The 22,348-nt window shown below is 34.2% G+C and carries 23 protein-coding genes; 17 read left to right on the forward strand and 6 right to left on the reverse strand.

Annotated features, from left to right (window positions below):
- The first annotated feature begins 232 nt into the window (after window positions 1–232).
- From sucD to AACZ92_RS01580, 4 genes are all read left to right on the forward strand, one after another.
- Entirely contained in the window at window positions 233–1,105 is an 873-nt protein-coding gene (gene sucD / locus AACZ92_RS01565; protein WP_339696231.1) for a succinate--CoA ligase subunit alpha, read from the forward strand.
- A gap of 134 nt (window positions 1,106–1,239) precedes the next feature.
- Window positions 1,240–1,986 carry a 3-oxoacyl-[acyl-carrier-protein] reductase gene (gene fabG / locus AACZ92_RS01570; protein WP_339696234.1) on the forward strand — a complete coding sequence of 249 codons (747 nt, stop codon included), beginning with the start codon at window positions 1,240–1,242 and terminating at the stop codon, window positions 1,984–1,986.
- A gap of 37 nt (window positions 1,987–2,023) precedes the next feature.
- A complete protein-coding gene (locus tag AACZ92_RS01575) occupies window positions 2,024–4,057 on the forward strand; it encodes a vWA domain-containing protein (protein ID WP_339696237.1) in 2,034 nt (677 codons plus the stop codon).
- 21 nt (window positions 4,058–4,078) lie between these two features.
- On the forward strand, window positions 4,079–4,894 hold the full coding sequence (locus AACZ92_RS01580) for a prohibitin family protein (RefSeq protein WP_339696240.1): 816 nt from the start codon (window positions 4,079–4,081) through the stop codon (window positions 4,892–4,894).
- 255 nt (window positions 4,895–5,149) lie between these two features.
- On the opposite strand, the gene AACZ92_RS01585 is transcribed toward AACZ92_RS01580, so the two are convergent.
- Genes AACZ92_RS01585 through AACZ92_RS01595 form a run of 3 tightly spaced genes read right to left on the reverse strand, consistent with a single transcriptional unit; the run spans window position 5,150 to window position 8,406 of the window.
- A complete protein-coding gene (locus AACZ92_RS01585) occupies window positions 5,150–6,877 on the reverse strand; it encodes a sodium:solute symporter family protein (protein WP_339696243.1) in 1,728 nt (575 codons plus the stop codon).
- Window positions 6,878–6,887: 10 nt separating this feature from the next.
- Window positions 6,888–7,391 (reverse strand): hypothetical protein, encoded by a 504-nt coding sequence (locus AACZ92_RS01590; RefSeq protein WP_339696246.1) that lies wholly within the window; start codon window positions 7,389–7,391, stop codon window positions 6,888–6,890.
- Between the two features lie 52 nt (window positions 7,392–7,443).
- On the reverse strand, window positions 7,444–8,406 hold the full coding sequence (locus AACZ92_RS01595; protein WP_339696249.1) for an OmpA family protein: 963 nt from the start codon (window positions 8,404–8,406) through the stop codon (window positions 7,444–7,446).
- Between the two features lie 300 nt (window positions 8,407–8,706).
- Between AACZ92_RS01595 and hisG the strand changes: the two genes are divergently transcribed.
- The 8 genes from hisG to hisIE are packed head-to-tail and all read left to right on the forward strand — an operon-like array spanning window position 8,707 to window position 15,701.
- Window positions 8,707–9,564 (forward strand): ATP phosphoribosyltransferase, encoded by an 858-nt coding sequence (hisG, locus tag AACZ92_RS01600; RefSeq protein ID WP_339696252.1) that lies wholly within the window; start codon window positions 8,707–8,709, stop codon window positions 9,562–9,564.
- Window positions 9,564–10,847: a histidinol dehydrogenase gene (hisD, locus tag AACZ92_RS01605; RefSeq protein WP_339696255.1), complete on the forward strand. Its 1,284-nt coding sequence runs from the start codon at window positions 9,564–9,566 to the stop codon at window positions 10,845–10,847. The genes hisG and hisD overlap by 1 nt, the downstream gene beginning before the upstream one ends.
- A gap of 4 nt (window positions 10,848–10,851) precedes the next feature.
- Window positions 10,852–11,904 (forward strand): histidinol-phosphate transaminase, encoded by a 1,053-nt coding sequence (gene hisC / locus AACZ92_RS01610; protein WP_339696258.1) that lies wholly within the window; start codon window positions 10,852–10,854, stop codon window positions 11,902–11,904.
- Window positions 11,901–13,037 (forward strand): bifunctional histidinol-phosphatase/imidazoleglycerol-phosphate dehydratase HisB, encoded by a 1,137-nt coding sequence (hisB, locus tag AACZ92_RS01615; RefSeq protein WP_339696261.1) that lies wholly within the window; start codon window positions 11,901–11,903, stop codon window positions 13,035–13,037. Before hisC ends, hisB begins: the two co-directional genes overlap by 4 nt.
- Window positions 13,037–13,618, forward strand: coding sequence for an imidazole glycerol phosphate synthase subunit HisH (hisH, locus tag AACZ92_RS01620; RefSeq protein ID WP_339696264.1), 582 nt, complete (start codon window positions 13,037–13,039; stop codon window positions 13,616–13,618). Before hisB ends, hisH begins: the two co-directional genes overlap by 1 nt.
- 2 nt (window positions 13,619–13,620) lie before the next feature.
- Window positions 13,621–14,349 (forward strand): 1-(5-phosphoribosyl)-5-[(5-phosphoribosylamino)methylideneamino]imidazole-4-carboxamide isomerase, encoded by a 729-nt coding sequence (gene hisA / locus AACZ92_RS01625; protein WP_339696266.1) that lies wholly within the window; start codon window positions 13,621–13,623, stop codon window positions 14,347–14,349.
- A complete protein-coding gene (gene hisF, locus AACZ92_RS01630; RefSeq protein WP_339696269.1) occupies window positions 14,339–15,094 on the forward strand; it encodes an imidazole glycerol phosphate synthase subunit HisF in 756 nt (251 codons plus the stop codon). Before hisA ends, hisF begins: the two co-directional genes overlap by 11 nt.
- 4 nt (window positions 15,095–15,098) lie before the next feature.
- Window positions 15,099–15,701, forward strand: a complete 603-nt coding sequence (hisIE, locus tag AACZ92_RS01635; protein ID WP_339696271.1) for a bifunctional phosphoribosyl-AMP cyclohydrolase/phosphoribosyl-ATP diphosphatase HisIE — start codon at window positions 15,099–15,101, stop codon at window positions 15,699–15,701.
- Window positions 15,702–15,784: 83 nt separating this feature from the next.
- Here the strand turns inward: hisIE and AACZ92_RS01640 are convergent, their stop codons facing one another.
- Entirely contained in the window at window positions 15,785–16,747 is a 963-nt protein-coding gene (locus AACZ92_RS01640) for a DUF5694 domain-containing protein (protein ID WP_339696274.1), read from the reverse strand.
- 178 nt (window positions 16,748–16,925) lie between these two features.
- Window positions 16,926–17,711 carry a LytTR family DNA-binding domain-containing protein gene (locus AACZ92_RS01645; protein ID WP_339696277.1) on the reverse strand — a complete coding sequence of 262 codons (786 nt, stop codon included), beginning with the start codon at window positions 17,709–17,711 and terminating at the stop codon, window positions 16,926–16,928.
- Between the two features lie 85 nt (window positions 17,712–17,796).
- On the opposite strand from AACZ92_RS01645, the gene corA reads away from it, so the two are divergent.
- Window positions 17,797–18,885 (forward strand): magnesium/cobalt transporter CorA, encoded by a 1,089-nt coding sequence (corA, locus tag AACZ92_RS01650; protein ID WP_339696280.1) that lies wholly within the window; start codon window positions 17,797–17,799, stop codon window positions 18,883–18,885.
- A gap of 1 nt (window position 18,886) precedes the next feature.
- Here corA and AACZ92_RS01655 read toward each other — a convergent pair whose 3' ends face one another.
- Window positions 18,887–19,318, reverse strand: coding sequence for a hypothetical protein (locus tag AACZ92_RS01655; protein ID WP_339696283.1), 432 nt, complete (start codon window positions 19,316–19,318; stop codon window positions 18,887–18,889).
- A 180-nt stretch (window positions 19,319–19,498) separates the two neighbouring features.
- Between AACZ92_RS01655 and pyrR the strand changes: the two genes are divergently transcribed.
- From pyrR to AACZ92_RS01675, 4 genes are all read left to right on the forward strand, one after another.
- Window positions 19,499–20,038 carry a bifunctional pyr operon transcriptional regulator/uracil phosphoribosyltransferase PyrR gene (gene pyrR, locus AACZ92_RS01660; RefSeq protein ID WP_339696286.1) on the forward strand — a complete coding sequence of 180 codons (540 nt, stop codon included), beginning with the start codon at window positions 19,499–19,501 and terminating at the stop codon, window positions 20,036–20,038.
- A gap of 74 nt (window positions 20,039–20,112) precedes the next feature.
- Entirely contained in the window at window positions 20,113–21,039 is a 927-nt protein-coding gene (locus AACZ92_RS01665; protein WP_339696289.1) for an aspartate carbamoyltransferase catalytic subunit, read from the forward strand.
- Between the two features lies 1 nt (window position 21,040).
- Window positions 21,041–21,376, forward strand: a complete 336-nt coding sequence (locus tag AACZ92_RS01670; RefSeq protein WP_339696292.1) for a ribonuclease Z — start codon at window positions 21,041–21,043, stop codon at window positions 21,374–21,376.
- A 40-nt stretch (window positions 21,377–21,416) separates the two neighbouring features.
- On the forward strand, window positions 21,417–22,322 hold the full coding sequence (locus AACZ92_RS01675; protein ID WP_339696295.1) for a ribonuclease Z: 906 nt from the start codon (window positions 21,417–21,419) through the stop codon (window positions 22,320–22,322).
- Window positions 22,323–22,348: the final 26 nt, after the last annotated feature.

A 22,348-nucleotide genomic window follows, 5' to 3' on the forward strand; every position in this document is an offset into this window, starting at 1 on the left:
GAATAGCGCATTTTATGGCTATTTGGGAAGTAAAAGATGGAAAAATATATCGCGGACACCAAGTAAGTCAACCTGTAACAGATAATGATGATACCGATGGGTCGTATCATAAGGTTAAAGTATAAATTCTTTTAAAAGCTATTTCAAAATAGTACCTTTGCATTGCTTTATCAAGAATATAAATAGGGCAACATAGATTTCAATATAAAACAATTAAAAATTCTGAAAGAGAATGAGCGTTTTAGTAAATAAAGATTCAAAAATTATCGTACAAGGTTTTACTGGAAGTGAAGGTACGTTTCACGCAGGTCAAATGATTGATTACGGTACAAATGTAGTTGGTGGTGTAACCCCGGGAAAAGGTGGACAAAAACACCTTGACAAACCGGTTTTTAATACCGTAGCAGATGCAGTTAAAGAAACAGGAGCAGATGTAACTATTATATTCGTTCCCCCTGCTTTTGCAGCAGATGCGATTATGGAAGCTGCAAACGCTGGAATTAAAGTGATCATTACAATTACTGAAGGAATTCCAGTGGGTGATATGATTAAAGTTGCCGATTATATTAAAGATAGAGACTGCCGCTTGGTAGGTCCTAACTGTCCTGGAGTTATTACTCCTGGCGAAGCTAAAGTAGGTATCATGCCTGGTTTTGTTTTCAAGAAAGGTAAAATTGGCGTTGTTTCAAAATCTGGAACATTAACTTATGAAGCTGCTGATCAAGTAGTAAAGCAAGGATTAGGAATCACAACCGCAATTGGTATAGGTGGAGATCCAATTATTGGGACTACCACAAAAGAAGCTGTAGAGCTTTTAATTAATGATGAAGAAACAGAAGCTGTTGTTATGATTGGTGAAATTGGTGGTCAATTGGAAGCCGATGCAGCACAATGGTACAAAGAAAGCGGAAGTAAAAAGCCAATTATTGGTTTTATCGCAGGTGAAACAGCACCTGCTGGACGAACTATGGGACACGCTGGAGCCATTGTAGGTGGAAGCGATGATACTGCACAAGCTAAAAAGAAAATATTAAGTGAATGTGGAATTCACGTTGTAGATTCACCTGCAGAAATAGGTAAGAAAGTTGCCGAAGTTCTAGGGTAAATCACGAATCATATAAGTACTAAAGTCCTGTTTTTTTAACAGGGCTTTTTTTATATTTGATATCTAAGTAAGATAATTGGTATCTTACATTATTCTGAAAAAAGAACCAACCAAAATTAATAGAACAAATAGCTATGAAATTATTAGAAGGGAAAACAGCAATTATAACAGGAGGTAGCCGTGGAATAGGAAAAGGAATCGTGGAAACGTTTGTAAAACACGGCGCTAATGTAGCATTTACATATAACTCATCTAAAGAATCTGCAGAAGCAATTGCTTCCGATCTTTCTAAGGAAGGAGTAAAAGTGAAAGCGTATCAAAGTAATGCTGCTAATTTTGAAGATTCTCAAGAGTTAGCCGCTGAAGTTTTAAAAGAATTTGGTAGCATCGATGTTTTAATAAATAATGCAGGTATTACAAAAGACAATCTTTTAATGCGTATTTCAGAAGAAGATTTCGATAAAGTAATTGAAGTGAATTTGAAGTCTGTTTTCAATATGACAAAAGCTGTACAACGCGCTATGTTAAAACAGCGTAAAGGTTCTATTATCAATATGAGCTCGGTAGTAGGAGTGAAGGGTAATGCCGGACAAACTAATTATGCTGCTTCAAAAGCCGGAATTATTGGTTTTACAAAATCTGTAGCTTTAGAATTAGGCTCTCGTGATATTCGTTGTAATGCAATTGCACCAGGTTTTATCGAAACTGAAATGACTGGAAAACTAAATGAAGAAACAGTTCAAAGCTGGAGAGAGGCGATTCCTTTAAAGCGAGGAGGCTCACCAGAAGATATCGCAAATGCATGTGTGTTTTTAGCAAGTGATCTTTCTGGATATATAACAGGGCAAGTTTTAAACGTAGATGGAGGAATGCTTACATAATTAGTATTTTTGAAATATTAAACTTGAACTTACATAATTGACAACTGAAACCATACTATATATCATCATCGCCGGCGTAATTTCTTTTGCGCTGGCGTTGTTCATGTATGGTTATAAAACAAAATATTCTAAATCGCTAAGCTGGATATTTGGGATATTACGTTTTGTTACTTTGTTTTCACTTTTGCTTTTACTAATTAACCCGAAGTTTAAAAGTGAAACGTATTCCATTGAAAAACCGAAACTACCTGTACTTGTCGATAATTCAGGTTCAATAGCAGAACTAAAGCAAACAGATCAAGTTTCAGTTTTACTTGAAAAGTTGAAGAGTAATGAAAATTTGAATGAAAAGTTCGATCTCTCTTTCTTTTCCTTCGGAAGTGATTTCGAGGAGTTAGATTCTCTTTCCTTTTCAGAAAAGAATAGCAATCTTTCAAAAGCTTTGGAATCCACAGATAACCTTTTTAAAAAGGAAAATGCTCCCACTATTTTGATAACCGATGGTAATCAGACATTGGGGAGCGATTACGAGTTCACTTCGGCAACATATAAAAACGCTATTTATCCTTTTATTTTAGGTGATTCCATTAAATACACCGATCTTAAAATTGAACGCTTAAACAGCAATCGTTATGCTTTTTTAAAAAATAAGTTCCCGGTGGAAGTAATCTTGGTATATAACGGAACAGGATTGGTTACTTCACAGTTTATAATATCTCAAGGCGGTACAACTGTGTTTAGGGAAACCATAGGGTTTTCAGAAGAGAATAATAGTAAAACATTAAATTTTACGCTTCCGGCATCAAGCGTGGGATTACAAAAATATACCGCTCAAATTGTACCGTTAGATGATGAAAAAAATAAGACCAACAATAGCAAACAGTTTGCGGTTGAAGTAATTGACCAAGCAACCAATGTCCTCGTGGTGAGTGATATTTCTCATCCAGATTTAGGAGCTTTAAAAAACTCAATAACAACTAATGACCAACGAACGGTTACTTTTAAAAAACCATCAGAAGCCGCTTCTATATTAAATGACTATCAATTAGTTGTATTTTTTCAGCCCGATCGTAGTTTTTCCCAGATATATTCAGAAATAAAAAATCTTAAAAAAAACACCTTAACAATAACTGGTACCAATACCGATTGGAGTTTCTTGAATTCAATTCAACAGGAATTTAAAAAAGAGTCCAGTTTACAAACCGAAGAAGTTTCAGCAACACTGAACAACAACTATAGCACTTTTGCAGTAGAGAATATTAGGTTTGATGAGTTTCCGCCATTAAAAACAACCTTTGGAGACTTAAGCGTACTAGTTCCGCACGAAACATTATTGGGACAATCCATTAATGGTTTTGAAACAGGCACACCTATGTTAGCCACGTTAGAGCTAAATGGAAAGCGCGATGCCATTTGGGATGGGGAAGGTTTATGGAAATGGCGTGCACAGTCGTTTTTACAAACCGAAAACTTTCAGGAGTTTGATAATTTTACAGGAAAACTAATACAATATTTAGCTTCTAATAAACGTCGAAGCCGTCTAGAAGTTAGTAATGAAACTTTTTACTACAATAACAACTCGATAAAAATTTCAGCTCAATATTTTGATAAAAACTTTGTGTTTGATTCTCGTGCAGCTCTAAATATTACAGTAAATAATACCGAAACTGAAAAGCAAACAGTTTTCCCTATGTTGCTAAGGAATAACTTCTATGAAGTAGATTTAAATAGCTTGCCAGCTGGGGAGTACAAGTATACGGTTTCAGTTGCTGATGAATCAATTTCGCGTAGCGGAAACTTTACCATTCTCGATTTTAACGTAGAACAGCAGTTTTTAAATGCCGATGTTTCCAAGTTACAACGAGTAGCTCAAAACACAAATGGAACCGCCTATTTCCCGTCAGAAACGGAGCTTTTAATTGAGCGCTTAATGGCTGATGATTCTTACCAATCCATTCAGAAAAGCGAACTAAAAACCGTACCTTTGATTGATTGGAAATACCTGCTCGGGCTTATAGTTTTAACGCTTAGTGCTGAGTGGTTTATTAGAAAATACAACGGACTTATATAAACCAAAAAAATATAAATTATAATGGAAAGATTACCCAAAATAGGGATACCACTAATTATTGGTATCATCATAATTATAATCGTTATAGCAAAATCTGCTGTAACCATATCTTCTGGAGAAGCCGGAGTGCTTTACAAACGCTTTGGCGGTGGGGTTGTAACCGATGAGCCTGCTATGGGCGAAGGGTTCCATATTGTAGCTCCTTGGAATGACGTTTTTATATACGAAGTACGTCAGCAATCGTTAGATGAATCTATGAAAGTATTATCCTCAAACGGGTTGGATATTCGATTAGAAGCCTCTGTTTGGTTTCAACCTGAAGATGTAAACTTAGGAAAATTACACCAAGAAAAAGGAGAGGATTACATTACGAGGTTGATAAAGCCAGCTGTACGTTCTGCTACTCGTGCGGTAGTAGGTCGTTATACCCCTGAGCAATTGTATGCTAGTAAGCGAGAATCAATCCAGAGTGAAATGTTAGAAGAAACTGAAAATTTACTTAACAATCAATTTGTGCAAGTAAACCGGATTTTAGTACGTGATATTTCGTTACCAGAAACTATTAAAGTAGCTATTGAGCGTAAATTAAGACAAGAACAGGAATCTTTGGAGTATGAATTCCGTTTAGAAAAAGCACAGAAAGAAAAAGAGCGTCAGCGTATTGAAGCAGAGGGTAAAGCTGCAGCAAACAGCATTTTAAGCGCTTCGTTAACTGATAAAATATTACAAGAAAAAGGTATTCAGGCAACAGTAAAACTTTCTGAATCTAATAATAGTAAAGTAATTGTTATTGGTTCTGGCGATAGTGGAATGCCTATTATCTTAGGAAACCAATAAGAAGTAAGTAATCAGTTAGCAGTATCAGTACACATTAAATACTAAAACTGGAATAAAAAGCCTTTCAGAATCTTCTGAAAGGCTTTTATTTTGGCTCTAAGTCAGTTTTGAATATACTTTATACAGTCAATAGGTGTAGAATTTGACTAAATCTAAGTATCATCTGGATTACTCGAGGCTAAGACTTTTTAAAATGGTGTTTTTTACAATCTAACGGCACTGCTAATTGCCGTTGGATACAGTAAAATATAATCCTTAATTAATTCGTTTCCAAATTCTCACTAATACAAAACAACAAATGGCTGCTAAAATGGACAGTAAGGTTGCTGTTACAAATTTTGAATAGATAAAGTATCCTGTAGCAAACAGGACACTATACGTGCCGATAACGCCTAAAAGGAAAGCTAATATTTTATAATTGAAATTGTAAAACTTACTTTTTTCACCAAAAACCAGAGATTCAAAACTCTCTAACGTGTCTTTGTCAGTTGGTTTTGTAATTAGGGTAACTAAAACCCATCCTATTGTTGTAATAATCACTCCAATGGTTAATTGCCAATGACTGGCCAATTCAAAAAGGGGACTATCCATTTTTTCATTTACAAAGAAGAAAATGGCAATGATAAACGAAATAGACATAGCGGCGATTTCACTATATGGATTTACCCGGCTCCAAAACCACCTTAGGATAAACAATAAACCAGTTCCTGCACCAATTTGTAGCAATAGGTCAAATACGTCTTTTGCTGATTGTAGATAAAAAGAAAATAAGGCGGCGGAGGTCATTAATACGACTGTAGAGATTCTACCAACCAATACTTTTTGTTTTTCTGAGGCTGAGGGATTAACAAAACGACCGTAAAAATCATTTACAATATATGAACTTCCCCAGTTTAATTGTGTTGAAATAGTACTCATAAATGCAGCTATAAGAGAAACAAGTACCAAGCCTATTAAACCTGCGGGTAAATATGTCATCATTGCTACATACGCAACATCATGACCTTGCATTTCAGCATTCAGATTAGGAAAAGCCGTAGCAATACTTTCTAAATTGGGGAACATAACAATAGAAGCCAATCCTACTAATATCCATGGCCAAGGTCGTACGGCATAATGTGCAAAATTAAAAAACAACGTAGCCCATGTAGCGTGTTTTTCGTTTTTTGCTGCTAGCATACGCTGTGCAATATAACCACCACCGCCAGGCTCTGCACCTGGATACCAAGTACTCCACCATTGTACTGCTAAAGGAATAATGAAAAGGGTGATTAACATTTCAGTATTTGAAAAGTCTGGAAGTATATTCAGTTTTGTAGCTACTTGTTGATTTTCAAGTAAGTTGGACAGTCCTCCAATTTCAGGTAGGTTCAGTATGTAAACTGTTGCCCAAATAGAACCGACCATTGCGATTATAAACTGTATTAAATCTGTAATTAATACACCTTTTAAACCACCTAATGAAGAATAAATAACGACAATTATAGAAGAGTAGAGTAGGGCTTCTTCTTGTGAAATACCTAATAAAATATTTGCAATCTTGGCACCTGCCAAGCATACGCCTGCCATAGTTATAATATTAAACACAACACCCAAATACAAGGCTCTAAACCCTCTTAAAAACTTTGCAGCTTTGCCAGAGTAACGTAATTCATAAAACTCTAAATCTGTTAATACTCCAGATTTTCGCCATAATTTAGCATAGAAAAACACCGTAAGCATTCCCGTAAGCAACATGGCCCACCAAACCCAGTTTCCAGAAACTCCGTTTTTTCTGACTAGTTCGGTTACCAAACCTGGTGTGTCGGCTGCAAATGTTGTTGCAACCATAGAAATACCTAACAACCACCAAGGCATATTCCGCCCAGAAAGAAAAAACTCTTGGGTGTTTTTACCGGCCTTTCTGGCAACTACAAGACCGATAAATAAAAAAATTGCGAAAAAAGAAAGGATTAATACCCAATCGAGAGTGGCTAAGTGCATACACTATATTTTAGTAAGCTATTAAGGATTTTGCTTGACCCACCCAATTATCACGTTCAATCCTTCCGGGGAAAAAATCAATGATATCGGTAAGTGCGCGTATATCAGAAGAGGTAAGCTTACTTATTTGTTCGAAGGTGTAAATGTCAATTTCATTGAGTTTTTCTTCAATATAAGGACCAATACCTTCAATCTTAGTAAGGTCATCCCGTTCAAAACTATGAGCAAAACCAATAGTTTCATAATCTAATTTAGGTTTATCTTTTGTGTATGTAACAAAGCTAGTACGTGCCTTTTTCAAAACTTCTTCAGGATTAACAATCTCTTTTTGAGTTTGTTTTACGACTTCGACAATTTTAGGCTTTATTTCCGTGAAAATAGTTTCTATGTCGTTTATTTTTTGTTGTGATTTAGCTGCATTTACTTCACCTTTTAACTTTGCTATAAAGGTTTTGTTTTTTTCTTTCTGGAACCATGAGCCTGAAAAATAACCAATAACGAATGAACTAAACATTAAAATAAAAATGCTTATTAAGTTCGAAAATTGGTTTATGTATTCAAAAAAACTATCCATTATAATTGTAAACTATTTCAATTCTTCTATTGGCGATTCTGCCTCGTTTAGAATTATTAGTGTCAATTGGCTCAGTTTCACCTTTAGAGATTGCTTTAATTAGTGATTTTTCAAAACCTCCTTTTGAAATTAAATAATATCTTACCTGCCTTGCATATTGTAGCCCCATACTGTAATTGTCGTTTGCATTACCTACATTGTCTGTATGTCCAATTACTGCAATGGTCATTTTTGGATTGTTTGTAAAGGCGGTTTTAATCTCTTCAAGCAAATTACGTAAATTATTGTTTACGATAATTCCGGTTTCAGAAAATTTAGGATATACTGTTACAGATTCAGGAATATTTGTTTCCATTTCTTCTATACGATCTTTATCCCAGGGTTTAAAGGAAAAGGAAAAGCCGTCATTAAATTCTTCACTTTCATTAAAATTAATGTCTTTAATTACAGGTTTAACTACGATTTTTTCTGAAGCAATTCCAGTTGTAATTAAAATTTGTTTTAATTTATTACCCCTTTGAACTCCTATATTAGGTGTTTCCATATTTTCATCAGGGCTGTAAATTGAAGTAATTTGTATTTCTTTATTTGGGTGTTCAATTAAATAGGTGTTGATTTTGTATTTAAAATCAATAGTCGATTCAGGTACAATAATTTCTGTGCTGTTTTTATGCGATATTATTCCATCTTCAAACAAAAATAAAATATCCCCTTGATCATTTTTTACAACCATTGGAGTGTTTTCGACCGTAGAAATAGAGTCTATTTTGTATAAATTTTTCTCCATTTTATTAATACTATCGATTGCAGTAGAAGTAAGCGTATCTTTATTTATGGATGTGTTTTCCGTTAGAACGGCAGTAGGTTCATTGTCTGTCTGAAGCCATGAATAGAGCCAAAGCCCAAAAAAAGCCCAAATAAGAAAAATGATAAAAGCTATTAAAAAACTTTTCAAAGCGTGTAAAAAATTGATTTATAGAACGTAAGTTATTTCTTATAATTCTATAAAAAACAAATCTAATAAAATATTGCATTTATTTTTACTTAATAATAATATGTTTATTAATAATTATATAAACATTTTTATCTAACTTTGTACACATCTTATGAAACAGATAGCATTACATCATCACCATATTAATTTCCACGCTCTTGCGAGGTGATACTGATATGTTGTAAGTAAACTTATATAAACTATATCGAAACCCGTTTGAGCATTCTCAAACGGGTTTTTTCATGCACTAAAATTAAAAAAATGAAAGTATTAAAAATTGCAGTACAAAAGTCAGGAAGGCTAAACCAAGAGTCTTTAAAAATTTTAAAAGATTGTGGCATTTCCATAGATAATGGCAGGGATCAATTAAAGGCACCTGCTAAAAATTTTCCGTTGGAAATCTATTATTTGCGTAATGGAGATATTCCTCAATATTTAAAAGATGGTGTAGTAGATTGTGCGATAATAGGAGAGAATCTTTTAGTTGAAAACGGTAACGAAATTACCGTAAAAGAAAAATTAGGTTTTTCTAAATGCCGTGTTTCATTAGCGGTTTCTAAGTTTTTTGAGTATGATAGCATAAAAGATTTTGAAGGAAAAAGAATCGCCACTTCATACCCTAATACCACACAAAAGTATCTTACCGAAAAAGGAATCACAGCAGATTTACATATTATTAACGGAAGCGTTGAAATCGCCCCTAACATTGGTTTAGCAGACGGTATTTGCGATATAGTAAGCAGTGGAAGTACACTTTTTAAAAATAATCTGAAAGAAGTTGAAGTTATTTTCGAAAGTGAAGCTGTACTGGCAGCATCTCCCTTAATTAGTAACAAAGTAAATCAATTGCTAGAAAAATTACTTTTTCGAATTCAATCTGTATTAAAAGGTCGTGACAATCGCTACGTTTTGCTTAATACTCCAAACGATAAAATCGAAGCCATTACGAAATTATTACCCGGGATGAAAAGCCCAACTATTTTACCGCTTCTCAAAGAAGGCTGGAGCAGTATGCATTCTGTAGTTAATCAAGAGGAGTTTTGGGAAGTAATTGAAGAATTAAAAGCTGTAGGTGCTGAAGGTATTTTAGTGTGTCCTATTGAAAAAATGATTGCATAATGAAAAAAGCACTTAATCCAGCTAAAAATACTTGGTCTGAACTACTTAAAAGACCTACGAAAACAGTGGCAGACATTGAAGCTGTCGTCAATGACATCTTTAAGGAAGTAAAAACAAAAGGCGATCAGGCAGTGTTAAAGTATACAGAGCTTTTTGACGGCACCACACCTGATAAATTGTTAGTTTCTGAAGAAGAAATTAACCAAGCAGAGAAATCTATAACTTCTGAATTAAAAGAAGCGATAGCTATAGCAAAAAAGAACATCACTACCTTTCATGCTGCACAAAAAACAGAGGGTGTAACGGTAGAAACTACTAACGGAGTTACCTGCTGGCAAGAAAAACGGCCTATTCAAAAAGTGGGATTGTATATTCCAGGAGGTTCAGCACCGCTATTTTCAACTTTATTAATGCTTGCTGTGCCTGCAACTATAGCAGGATGTGAAGAAATTGTATTATGTACGCCACCTAATAAAAAAGGAGAAGTCAATCCGGCTATTTTATATACTGCAAAACTCTGTCGCGTCACGAAAATTTATAAAATAGGCGGAATTCAAGCCATTGCGGCGATGACTTTTGGTACCGAAACCGTTCCTTCCGTTTATAAGATTTTTGGTCCCGGAAACCAATATGTTACGGTTGCAAAACAGTTAGCAACCAAATATAATGTAGCTATCGATATGCCTGCGGGTCCTTCAGAATTATTAGTTTATGCAGATGATACTGTCAATGCTTCTTTTGTAGCATCAGATTTATTGAGCCAAGCAGAACACGGACCTGACAGCCAAGTAATTTTGGTTTCTATTTCTGAAAAAATTATTGTTGAAACCGAAAAAGAAGTGGAAGCACAGCTAGAAAAACTACCCAGAAAAGATATTGCAACACAAGCTATTGCAAATTCAAAATTAATTTTAATAGATACGAAAGAAGAAGCGCTTGAAATGATTAATGAGTACGGCCCGGAACACTTTATTGTTATTTCAGAAAATGAAGAATACTTCGTATCAAATATTCAAAACGCTGGATCTGTATTTATAGGGAATTACACGCCTGAAAGCGCTGGTGACTATGCTTCAGGCACCAATCACACTTTACCGACCAACGGCTATGCAAAACAGTATAGCGGTGTTAATTTGGATAGTTTTTTAAAGAGTATGACGTTTCAAAAAATTTCAGAAAAAGGAATTAAGAATATCGGTCCTGCAATTGAAATCATGGCTGAAGCAGAAGGATTAGAAGCTCACAAAAACGCAGTATCCATTCGTTTAAAAAGCTTACAATAATATTATGAAAAATATATTTAAACTAGACAGACTAGTTCGTCCTAACGTTGCAGCTTTACAGCCTTATAGCTCTGCTAGAGATGAATTTACAGAAACGAGTGAATCTATGGTTTTCTTAGACGCTAATGAAAATCCTTTTGAAAACGGAGTAAATCGGTATCCAGATCCGCAACAACGGTTTTTAAAGAAAGAAATAGGTTTAATTAAAGATATTTCAGAAAAAAATATGCTGTTAGGCAATGGCAGTGATGAAGCTTTGGATTTACTCTTTAGAGCTTTTTGTGAGCCTGGAAAAGACAATATAATCACACTTCCTCCCACGTACGGAATGTACAAAGTACTTGCTGGAATTAATAATATTGAAAATAGGGAGGTGCTGCTAACTGAAGCATTTCAACCCAATATCCCAGCAATTTTAGAAAAAGTTGATGAGCAAACAAAAATGATTTTTCTTTGTTCACCCAATAATCCTACAGGGACTCTTTTTTCTGAAACTCAAGTTGAAAAATTATTAAACAATTTTAAAGGTTTGGTTGTTATTGATGAAGCGTATATCGACTTTTCAGAAACCGAAAGTTGGTCAAAAAAGTTGACTCAATATCCTAATTTGGTTGTTACCCAAACCCTATCAAAAGCGTATGGAATGGCTGGAATAAGACTGGGTATTTGTTTTGCTTCCGAAGAAATAATAACGGTTTTAAATAAAATTAAACCACCTTATAACATTAATTCTTTAACACAAGAAAAAGCGATTAATCGGTTAAAAAGCATATCAATTTTAAAAGATGAAATAAGTTTATTGATAGATGAAAAGAAAGAGTTATATAAAGCTTTAGTTGAAGTAAACTTTATTAATAAAATTATTCCTTCAGAAGCTAATTTTATTCTATGCCAAGTAGATGACGCTACAAAACGTCACAATCAATTAGTAGAAAAGGGGATTGTAGTTCGAAACCGTAGCAGTCAACCGCTTTGTGAAAATACTTTGCGCTTAACAGTTGGAACGCCAAAAGAAAATGAGCTTTTAATTACCACCTTAAAACAACTTCAATCATGAAAAAGAACGTATTATTTATAGATAGGGACGGAACCCTAATTAAAGAAACCGTCGACGAACAAATTGATGCCTTTGATAAAATGGTGTTCTACCCAAAGGTTTTTACATATATGGCTAAAATAGCCAAAGAGTTAGACTTTGAGCTCGTTATGATAACCAATCAGGACGGTTTAGGCACGGACTCATTTCCAGAAGAAACATTTTGGTCAGTTCATAATTTTATCATGAAAGCTTTTGAGAATGAAGGAGTCGTTTTTAATGAGGTTTTTCTAGACAGAACCTTTCCGCACGAAAACGCGCCCACTCGAAAACCAGGTACAGCATTGTTAAAAAAGTTTTTTTCAGAAGAATACGATTTGGAAAATTCATTTGTAATAGGCGATCGACTTACCGATGTAGAATTGGCTAAAAATCTAGGTTCAAAAGCTATTTTTATTAATGATGACACGCAGTTAGGAACAAATGAAATCACAGTTCAAAAGGAAGAGTTAAACTCGGTTATAGCACTAGAAACTAATGACTGGATGGCTATCTACGAGTTTTTAAAATTAGACTCTAGAACGGCTGAAATCAATAGAAAAACAAATGAAACAGATATATCAATCCAATTAAACCTTGATGGAACTGGGAAAAGCGCTATTGATACTGGAATTGCCTTTTTCGACCACATGTTAGATCAAATAGCTAGGCATGGTCAAATGGACCTTTCTGTAAAAGTAACAGGCGATCTAGAAGTAGATGAACATCACACGATAGAAGATACCGCTATTGCATTAGGGGAAGTTTTTTCAAAAGCATTGGGTAATAAATTAGGGATAGAGCGTTACGGATTTTGTTTACCAATGGACGATTGCTTAGCGCAAGTAGCGATTGACTTTGGCGGTAGAAATTGGCTGGTTTGGGAAGCAGATTTTAAACGTGAAATGATTGGTAAAATGCCTACTGAAATGTTCTACCATTTCTTTAAAAGTTTTACAGACGGAGCTAAGGCTAACCTTAACATTAAAGCAGAAGGAACGAACGAACACCACAAAATAGAAGCAATTTTTAAGGCCTTTGCCAAAGCGATAAAAGTTGCAGTAAAGCGAGATACAGATAAGATGATTTTACCATCTACAAAAGGCGTATTGTAATGAATATAGTTATTATAGATTATGGTGCCGGAAATATTAAGAGCCTTCAATTTGCTATTGAAAGGTTAGGGTTTAATGCTATTTTGAGTAGTAATGAAGAAGAAATTAAAACTGCCGATAAAGTGATTTTTCCGGGTGTCGGTCATGCCGACAGTGCGATGAAAATGCTAAAGGAAACAGGCTTAGACAAGCTCATACCCAACTTAAAACAACCCGTTTTAGGTATTTGTTTGGGCATGCAGTTGCTTTGTAATTCTTCGGAAGAAGGAAACACGAAGGGTTTAGGTGTTTTTAACCTTGACGTAAAACGATTTTCAAATACATTGAAAGTTCCGCAAATGGGCTGGAATACCATTTCAAACTTACAGACTGATTTATTTAAAGGTATTTCAGAAAACGAGTTTATGTATTTGGTGCACAGCTACTATGTCCCAATTTGCGATGAAACCATTGCAATGACTGACTATGACGGAGATTATTCTTCTGCATTTCAAAAAGATAACTTCTACGGCGTTCAATTTCACCCAGAAAAAAGTAGCGCTGTTGGAGAAAAAATATTAAAGAACTTTTTAATGATTTAACTATGAGAATAATACCTGCTATAGATATTATTGAAGGTAAATGTGTACGGCTTTCAAAAGGTGACTACAACACAAAAAAAATATACAACGAGAACCCGCTAGAGGTTGCTAAACAATTTGAGGATCACGGCATTAAATATCTACATTTAGTAGATTTAGATGGGGCAAAAAGTAGCCATATTGTTAACCATAAAATTTTAGAAGAAATAGCTTCTAAAACCAATCTACAAATAGATTTTGGAGGTGGTTTAAAAAGTGATAAAGATCTAGAGATAGCCTTTAATAGTGGCGCCAATCAAATAACTGGTGGAAGTATTGCAATTAAAAACCCGGCTGTTTTTAAAAACTGGTTACAAAAATATGGTAGCGACAAAATTATTTTAGGTGCTGATGCAAAAGATGAAAAAGTTGCTGTAAGTGGCTGGTTAGAAGAAAGTGATGAGTTTGTCATTCCGTTTATTCAAAAATATCAAATTGAAGGAGCCACGTATGTAATTTGTACAGATATTAGTAAGGATGGGATGTTGGAAGGCCCTTCGTTTGAATTGTACAAACAAATTTTAGCTGAAACTGAGAATTTAAAACTAATTGCTTCTGGAGGTGTAGCTATCTTCGACGATCTTCCTAAGCTATCTGAAATAGGATGTGAAGGAGCTATTTTAGGAAAAGCTATTTATGAAAACAGAATATCTTTAAAACAACTTGAAAAATATATTCTAGATGCTAACTAAACGAATAATCCCTTGTTTGGATATAAAAAATGGCCGCACCGTAAAAGGCGTTAATTTTGTAAACCTTCGAGATGCTGGAGACCCAGTAGAATTAGCTAAAATATATTCTGAAACGGGAGCCGATGAGTTGGTTTTTTTAGATATATCAGCTACTGAAGAACGCCGTAAAACACTTGCCAATATGGTTTTACAAATTGCTGAAGCTATAAACATTCCGTTTACCGTTGGCGGCGGAATTTCGAGTGTGGAAGATGTTGCCGTATTATTGAAAAACGGAGCAGATAAGGTTTCTATAAACTCTTCCGCAGTTAAAACCCCGCAACTTATAAACAATTTAGCTGCTAAATTTGGTTCGCAATGTATTGTGGTTGCTATCGATGCAAAACAGATAGATGGTGATTGGGTTGTACATTTAGTAGGAGGGAAGCAACCTACAACGTTAAATTTATTTGATTGGGCTTTGGAGGCTGAAAAAAGAGGTGCTGGAGAAATTCTCTTCACTTCAATGGATAATGACGGTACCAAAGACGGTTTTGCTAATGAAGCTTTGAAAAAACTTTCAGAAACACTCAATATTCCAATAATTGCTTCAGGTGGTGCAGGTACTATGAATCATTTTACAGATACTTTTAAATTAGGAAAAGCTGATGCTGCTTTGGCTGCTAGTGTTTTTCACTTTAAGGAAATAGAGATTTCAGAATTAAAAAAAGAATTAAAAACACAGGAAATCCCTGTTAGATTATAAGATTATGCAAATAGACTATACGAAATACGAAAACGGTTTAGTCCCGGCAATTATACAAGATGCAATCACTAAAAATGTGTTGATGCTAGGCTATATGAACGAAGAGGCGTTTTTAAAAACCAATCAAACTAAAAAAGTAACCTTTTTTAGCCGAAGTAAAAATAGACTGTGGACCAAAGGAGAGGAGAGTGGCAATTTTTTAAACTTAGTTTCCATAAAAGTTGATTGTGATAATGACGCTCTGCTTGTTCAAGTGCAGCCAGAAGGGCCAACTTGTCACAAAGGAACAGATACATGTTGGAACGAAAAAAACAACTCTAATTTCGGGTTTCTTTCAAAATTGGAAGCAATAATTGAGGACAGAAAAGATAATTCAGAAAACGAAAAATCCTATGTTTCATCTCTTTTTAGAGCGGGAATGAACAAAATAGCTCAAAAAGTAGGAGAAGAGGCTGTTGAAGTAGTAATTGAGGCAAAAGATAGTGATGATAATCTTTTTTTAAATGAAAGCAGCGATTTATTGTTTCACTACCTAATCTTATTGCAAGCGAAGGGCTACAAACTTAGCGATATTGAAAAAGTGTTGCAAATGAGGCATAGTCGATAAGTTTGCAACACTTTAATATAACTAAATTCTAACTGTTTGCTCTAAGGGAGTGGAATAAACCATTCCTTTTGTTTATGCCAGACTCAGTTTTTATAAAAATTTTCATCAACTAATTTGATACTGATATCTGGATAGTTTTTCTTTAGCTCTCTTTCTAATCCAATAACATGGGCAGCCCCGACAATGACAATATTTTTAGTATAGTCTTTATTTAGTACTTGAGTCGCAATGTTTTTAGCCATTCTACTATTACGTTCGTTCCAGTATTTTTCACCTAAAGTACAGCTTTTTGTTTCGTTTTCTACATAGGTAAAAGAAGATAGTTTGTGTAGCCGCAACAAAGATTTACGCTTATTTACGTGTTTTCCTAAACCTCCTAATAGGGCAGGCAGTATAGCTCTATTGTAGTCTTTTTTATTGAGCTCTCTATTAATTTTATTATCACCATTTGTTTGACCTTTTTTAGCACAAGCTTGCCAAGCTTCATGGTACTGTTTATTTGTCTGTTGATCGTCCATGGAGTTTAATTGTTTAATATTTAACTTTAATGCTAGTTTAGCTGTTAAATCTCCGTCTTCAGCACGTGTCGGCTTTTTTGACCCCTTAATACCATGCTTTTGAATGTATTTATAAAACTGATAATTGGCATCGTCTCTAAGATAAGCAAACGAGTTAGTTATTAGTTTTAAATTATCTTCTGTAAGATTTTCAAAATCTTTTCTTAGTAAAGAATCCAAGGTATGCTGATCAAAATTGAAACTGTTTTTTAGCGAATCAGATAAATAATAAAACTTCTTATAATGTTTTGACCAACCATTTTTTAAATATTCCCAACTTATTGAGTCATTAGGCTGCGGACTTTCAACATAAATAGCTTCAGGGTTATACTTTATAGCTAATTTTAAAAGAGGCTTATAACTGTTTTTAACAACTTTTGGTACTTCGTGCATTGTACCAATTATAAAAACTTCTTTTTTGTTTTGTATCTGTGAAAACAAGTTAGTTGCTAAAATTACCGTAATTAAAAAAATGATTAGTTTCTTCATGATGTTGTTTTTAGATCCCTTTGTATTTTGGGAGTTGATTATTTCTAAAACAAATATAAATAGAGAAGGCCTCAAACATCCTTAATATAGGGCGTTTGGGGTGAAACAATACTTATTTGTGGTGAAATTTATGTTGAATATATGTAAATGCTAAGTATTTGTTTTTAGTAGAAAAAAATTAAGAATCTAAAACGGACTTTACATTTTCAAAATATGTTTTTGAAACGGGAATTTCAATATCGTTACTTAAAAGAAGGGATATTTTTCCTTTTTTGTTTTTCCACTGCTTAAAATGAAAAGGATTAAATATATGAGAACGGTGACTTCGGATTAATGATGTGTCGAGTGTTTCGATATAAGAAAGTTTGTTTCGAATTAGTTGTCTTTTTAAATTTCCGAAGTCTAAAAAAGTCACTTCAATATAGTTGTCTTCAGCTTTTATGGATATGATATCGTTTAATAGCAAATGCAACCCTTCATAGGTTCCTTCACCGTCTATATTTATTTTTTGATCGTCTAATTTTTTTTCTCTGTATTTGCCTAGAGCTACACGGCCTCCTATAACGATAGGTAAAATAATGGCAATTACAGGTAAATATATTGAAGAAAAGAAATACCATACTCCATACGGGTTAGGTTCGCCTGAAACAATGATATATAAATAGACAGATCTAGCAATTATAAAAGCCAGAATACTAAAACAGAGTATGAATAACAACTCTTTACCAATAGTCCATAATGTATTTTTACAAAGCCAATATTGAAAAGGCATCATAAAAAAGTATGCAATCCCGCCTACTAAGCCATAAATAGGTAAATAAATAAGTTGCTCAATATTAGTTAACTCATTAACATCAAGGGGTTCTGTTAAATACAAAAAAGTAAAAATCCATATAACAAGGCCTAATGCAACAAGTAAATGATGCTTTACTAATGGATCAAATGGATAAGTGGTGTTTAGCAATTTCTTAAGCTTAATTAATATTAGTTACAAGTCTAAAATAATTAAAAGAATTAGTTTTTCTATCTTTAAAAAACAATTTATAAAAATGACTGCAAGAAAAAAAAGACGTATAAAACTTCCTAAAGTAAATCCTCAGAAAAACAGGAATGAAGTCCCTGGACAAGTAACCTATACAGGTAAAAAAGCATCTACGGTTACTAAGTTAGAAATCATTGACTACTCGAAAGATCATTACAAACGAATAGATACTGAAAATATTGAAGATGCATTTGAATTTGAAACGTCTGAACACGTTACATGGATAAATGTCAATGGCCTTAACAATACCAAAGAAATAGAACGCCTTGGTGATTATTACAGTTTGCATCCATTAATTCAAGAGGATATTGTGACCACCAACCAACGTCCCAAAATGGATGAATATGAAGATTACTTATTCATTGTTTTTAAAATGCTTCACTATACTGACGATGGCGATTTTGTGAATGAACATGTAAGTTTAGTGGTTGGTCATAACTACGTAACCACGTTTCAAGAAGCCGATGGCGATGTGTTTGACGGACTTCGAGACCGGATAGAAAACGCTAAGGGTCGCGTGCGAAATAAAGGTGCAGACTACCTTATGTTCGCTTTATTAGATGCTGTAGTTGATAATTATTTTAGTGTAATTGAAACATTAAGCGCTAAAATTGAACTGATAGAGGATCAATTGTTCGAAGATAAAGTTGAAGAAGATATTACTCAAGATATTCAAGTTTTAAAGAAAGAAATATTACGTATTCGGCGAGCAGTAGTGCCACTTAGAGAGGTGATTAATAGACTTGAAAAAACAGATACCGCTTTAATAGAAGAACGTACTCAAAATTACATACGTGATTTATACGATCATATTATTCAAGTTTCAGAAAGCGTGGATATTTACCGCGAAATGATCTGGGGCTTGATGGATATGTACATGACCACCATAAGTAATAAAATGAATGAAGTCATGAAAGTGTTGACCATCATGGCGTCTATTTTCATTCCATTAACGTTCATGGCAGGTATTTATGGGATGAATTTCGAGCATATGCCCGAACTTCATCTACGGTATGGATACTATTATCTATGGGCCGCAATGATCCTTGTGTTCTTTGGCTTACTTTGGTATTTTAAAAGAAAAAAGTGGCTTTAAATTAATTGAGCCAACCGCGTTGTTTAGCACCTTTACTGTAATAATAAAGAAAAATAGAAATGGCTATGACCACTAAAGGCATAATAATCGCTGTTGGTCCAATAATATCCATAACATCTGTAGCAAAGATCCAATAAATTTGCGCTATTAAGACAGTAATTAAAGAAAGTCCAAATAAGCTAACAGTAATTTTCTTACGCATGAGCATTGTTATGCAAGCTAGTAACCCGGTAATGGTTGCAATACCAAAAGCAGCAGTGTACCAAGCAGGCATGCTTGTGTATAATTCCATTTCTTCTGCAGAAGCTCCTTCAGTTACCATTTCTAACATAAAGGTGGAAACAACAAATTGAATAACCCCCATGATGTTCCATAGGAGTGCTAAAACTGCAATGATCCAAAAGGCTGTATTGGGTTTGGTAGTGGTTGTCATAAATTTTAGTTTTTGGTTGGTTCTGTTAAAAGTACAAAATAGTTTTTAGTTTGAATTAAAGATATATTCTTCTGAAAATAGTAAAAAAGAAAAAAACCACTAAAACTGAATGATGGGTAACCGTATTATTTCATCAAAAAAATAGTACTTTTGTATTTTGAATCTTAGCTAGACTACTCTATGAGCCAAAAAGTGTTACTAAACGCAACCGAAATCAATATTGCGCTTCATCGCTTGGCTTGCCAATTAATTGAAAATCACGATACTTTTACCGATACAGTTTTAATAGGAATACAGCCGCGTGGTGTATTTCTTGCAGAACGTTTAAAAATTTTATTGGAAGAAGAATATAAAATCAAAAATATTCAACTGGGGTATTTAGATATCACTTTTTATCGAGATGATTTTAGACGAAGCGGAAAACCATTAGAAGCCAATAAAACCAATATTAATTTTGTGGTTGAAAATAAAAAGGTTGTCTTTATAGATGACGTTTTATATACGGGTAGAAGCATCCGTTCTGCTTTAACAGCAATGCAATCCTTTGGTCGTCCATTAGAGATAGAGCTCTTAACCCTTATCGATAGGCGTTTTAGTAGACATTTACCTATTCAACCAGATTACAGAGGGCGACAAGTAGATGCTATTAATAATGAAAAAGTTAAGGTGTGTTGGAAAGAAAATGAAGGCGAAGATGTAGTGTATTTAGTAAGTAATTGATGTTACTTCGGCTCCACTCAGCAACCGTAGTCTGAGCGGAGCCGAAGGGTAAAATATAAGAAATACCAACTATAATGAGCGAACTAAGTGTAAACCACTTACTGGGAATAAAATACATAACCGAAGATGACATTAACCTTATCTTTGAAACGGCAGATCATTTTAAAGAAGTGATCAACCGACCCATTAAAAAAGTTCCTTCACTGCGTGATATTACAATAGCAAACCTCTTTTTTGAAAACAGTACCAGAACGCGTCTTTCTTTTGAATTAGCTGAAAAACGACTGTCAGCAGATGTAATCAACTTTTCTGCTGCTTCCTCTTCTGTAAAAAAAGGAGAAACGTTAATTGATACTGTAAACAACATCTTATCCATGAAAGTAGATATGGTGGTGATGCGGCACCCAAATCCTGGTGCAGGTATTTTTCTTTCAAAAAATATAAAAGCCAGTATTGTAAATGCAGGTGATGGCGCTCACGAACATCCTACACAAGCATTATTGGATTGTTATTCCATTCGTGAAAAATTAGGGGATGTAGCCGGTAAAAAGGTAGTTATCGTTGGTGATATTCTACATTCTAGAGTAGCTTTAAGTAATATTTTTGCGCTGCAAAAGCTTGGAGCAATGGTTAAAGTATGTGGTCCTAAAACACTTATTCCTAAATATATTGAACATTTAAATGTAGGTATTGAAACCAATCTTCAAAAAGCGTTAGAATGGTGTGATGTCGCCAATATGTTGCGAGTTCAAAATGAACGGATGGATATAAGTTATTTTCCAACCACTAGAGAATACACACAGCAGTTTGGGGTTAACAAAAAACTATTAGATTCACTTAATAAAGAGATTGTAGTCATGCATCCAGGCCCTATAAACCGAGGGGTGGAAATTACAAGTGATGTAGCCGATAGTAAACAGGCAATTATATTAAATCAAGTGCAAAATGGAGTTGCTGTACGTATGGCTGTGCTGTATCTATTAGCTTCAAAAATTCAATAAGATGGAAATTACAAATCACGATAATTATGTGATATTAGCAGATGAGCAGAATGATATTTCAGACTTTGCTTCTTTTTTGGAATATCAAATTCCGAAGAAATTTAAAGGTCAGAATGTAGTTATTGATTTACTGAAATACGACACACTTGAATTGGAAGAACTACTTCAATTTTTGAAAGTTTCAAATTTACACCGTAAAACAAAACAATCATTTGTAATAGTAAACAATGCTATTAGTCCAGATGTAATTCCAATGGAAATGATAGTAGTACCTACTGTTCAAGAAGCTTCAGATATTGTTGACATGGAAGAAATAGAGCGTGATTTAGGTTTTTAAATCATTTTTTCTTAAAAAACAACTTACTAAATTCCATTTTATGAAATTGACTATCCTTGGCTGTCATTCTGCAACACCACATATAAACGCACATCCTACTGCGCAGGTGTTAGAAGTTCAAGGACATCTTTTTTTAATAGATTGTGGAGAAGGCACCCAAGTACAACTACGTCGCTACAAAGTGAAATTTTCACGTATTAAGCATATTTTTATTTCACATTTACACGGTGATCATTTTTATGGCTTAATAGGATTAATTTCTACGTTTTTGCTATTGGGACGAGAAGCAGATTTGCATGTGTATGGCCCAAAAGGAATTAAAGAAGCCATTCTTCTTCAATTAAAATTAGGAAAATCTTGGACCAATTACTCCTTATTTTTTCACGAATTAGATAGTAAAGAACCTACCTTACTTTTTGAAGATGAAAAAGTAAAGGTAACCACTATCCCTTTAAATCATAGGGTTTACACCAATGGGTTCTTGTTTCAGGAAAAGATTAAAGAAAGAAAATTAGATTTTAAGGCTGCTCAAAAAGCTAGTATCCATCATACCTATTTTCAGAAACTAAAACAGGGGTTTGACGTAGAAAACGAAAAAGGGGAGTTGATCGAAAATAAAACAGTCACTTTAGAACCAGAACCTTCAAAATCGTATGCTTATTGTAGTGATACAGCTTTTTACCCTGAAATAGTCCCGCAGATAAAACATGCTACAGTTTTGTACCATGAATCTACCTTTCTAGAGTCTCATCACCATTTATGCGAAAAAACAAAGCACAGTACGGCTAAAGAAGCTGCTGTTATTGCCAAAAAAGCCGAGGTTGGTACTTTAATCTTGGGACATTACTCTGGGCGCTACGGTGATCTATCCTTGTTTAAAAAAGAAGCCGAAGAGGTTTTTTTTACTGTTGAGTTGGCCCAAGATGGCAAACAATTTGAAATTTAAAATTTAATACATATTTAAACTTTTCT

Origin of the sequence: uncultured Marixanthomonas sp., assembly GCF_963974425.1 — a bacterium.
GTDB lineage: Bacteria > Bacteroidota > Bacteroidia > Flavobacteriales > Flavobacteriaceae > Marixanthomonas.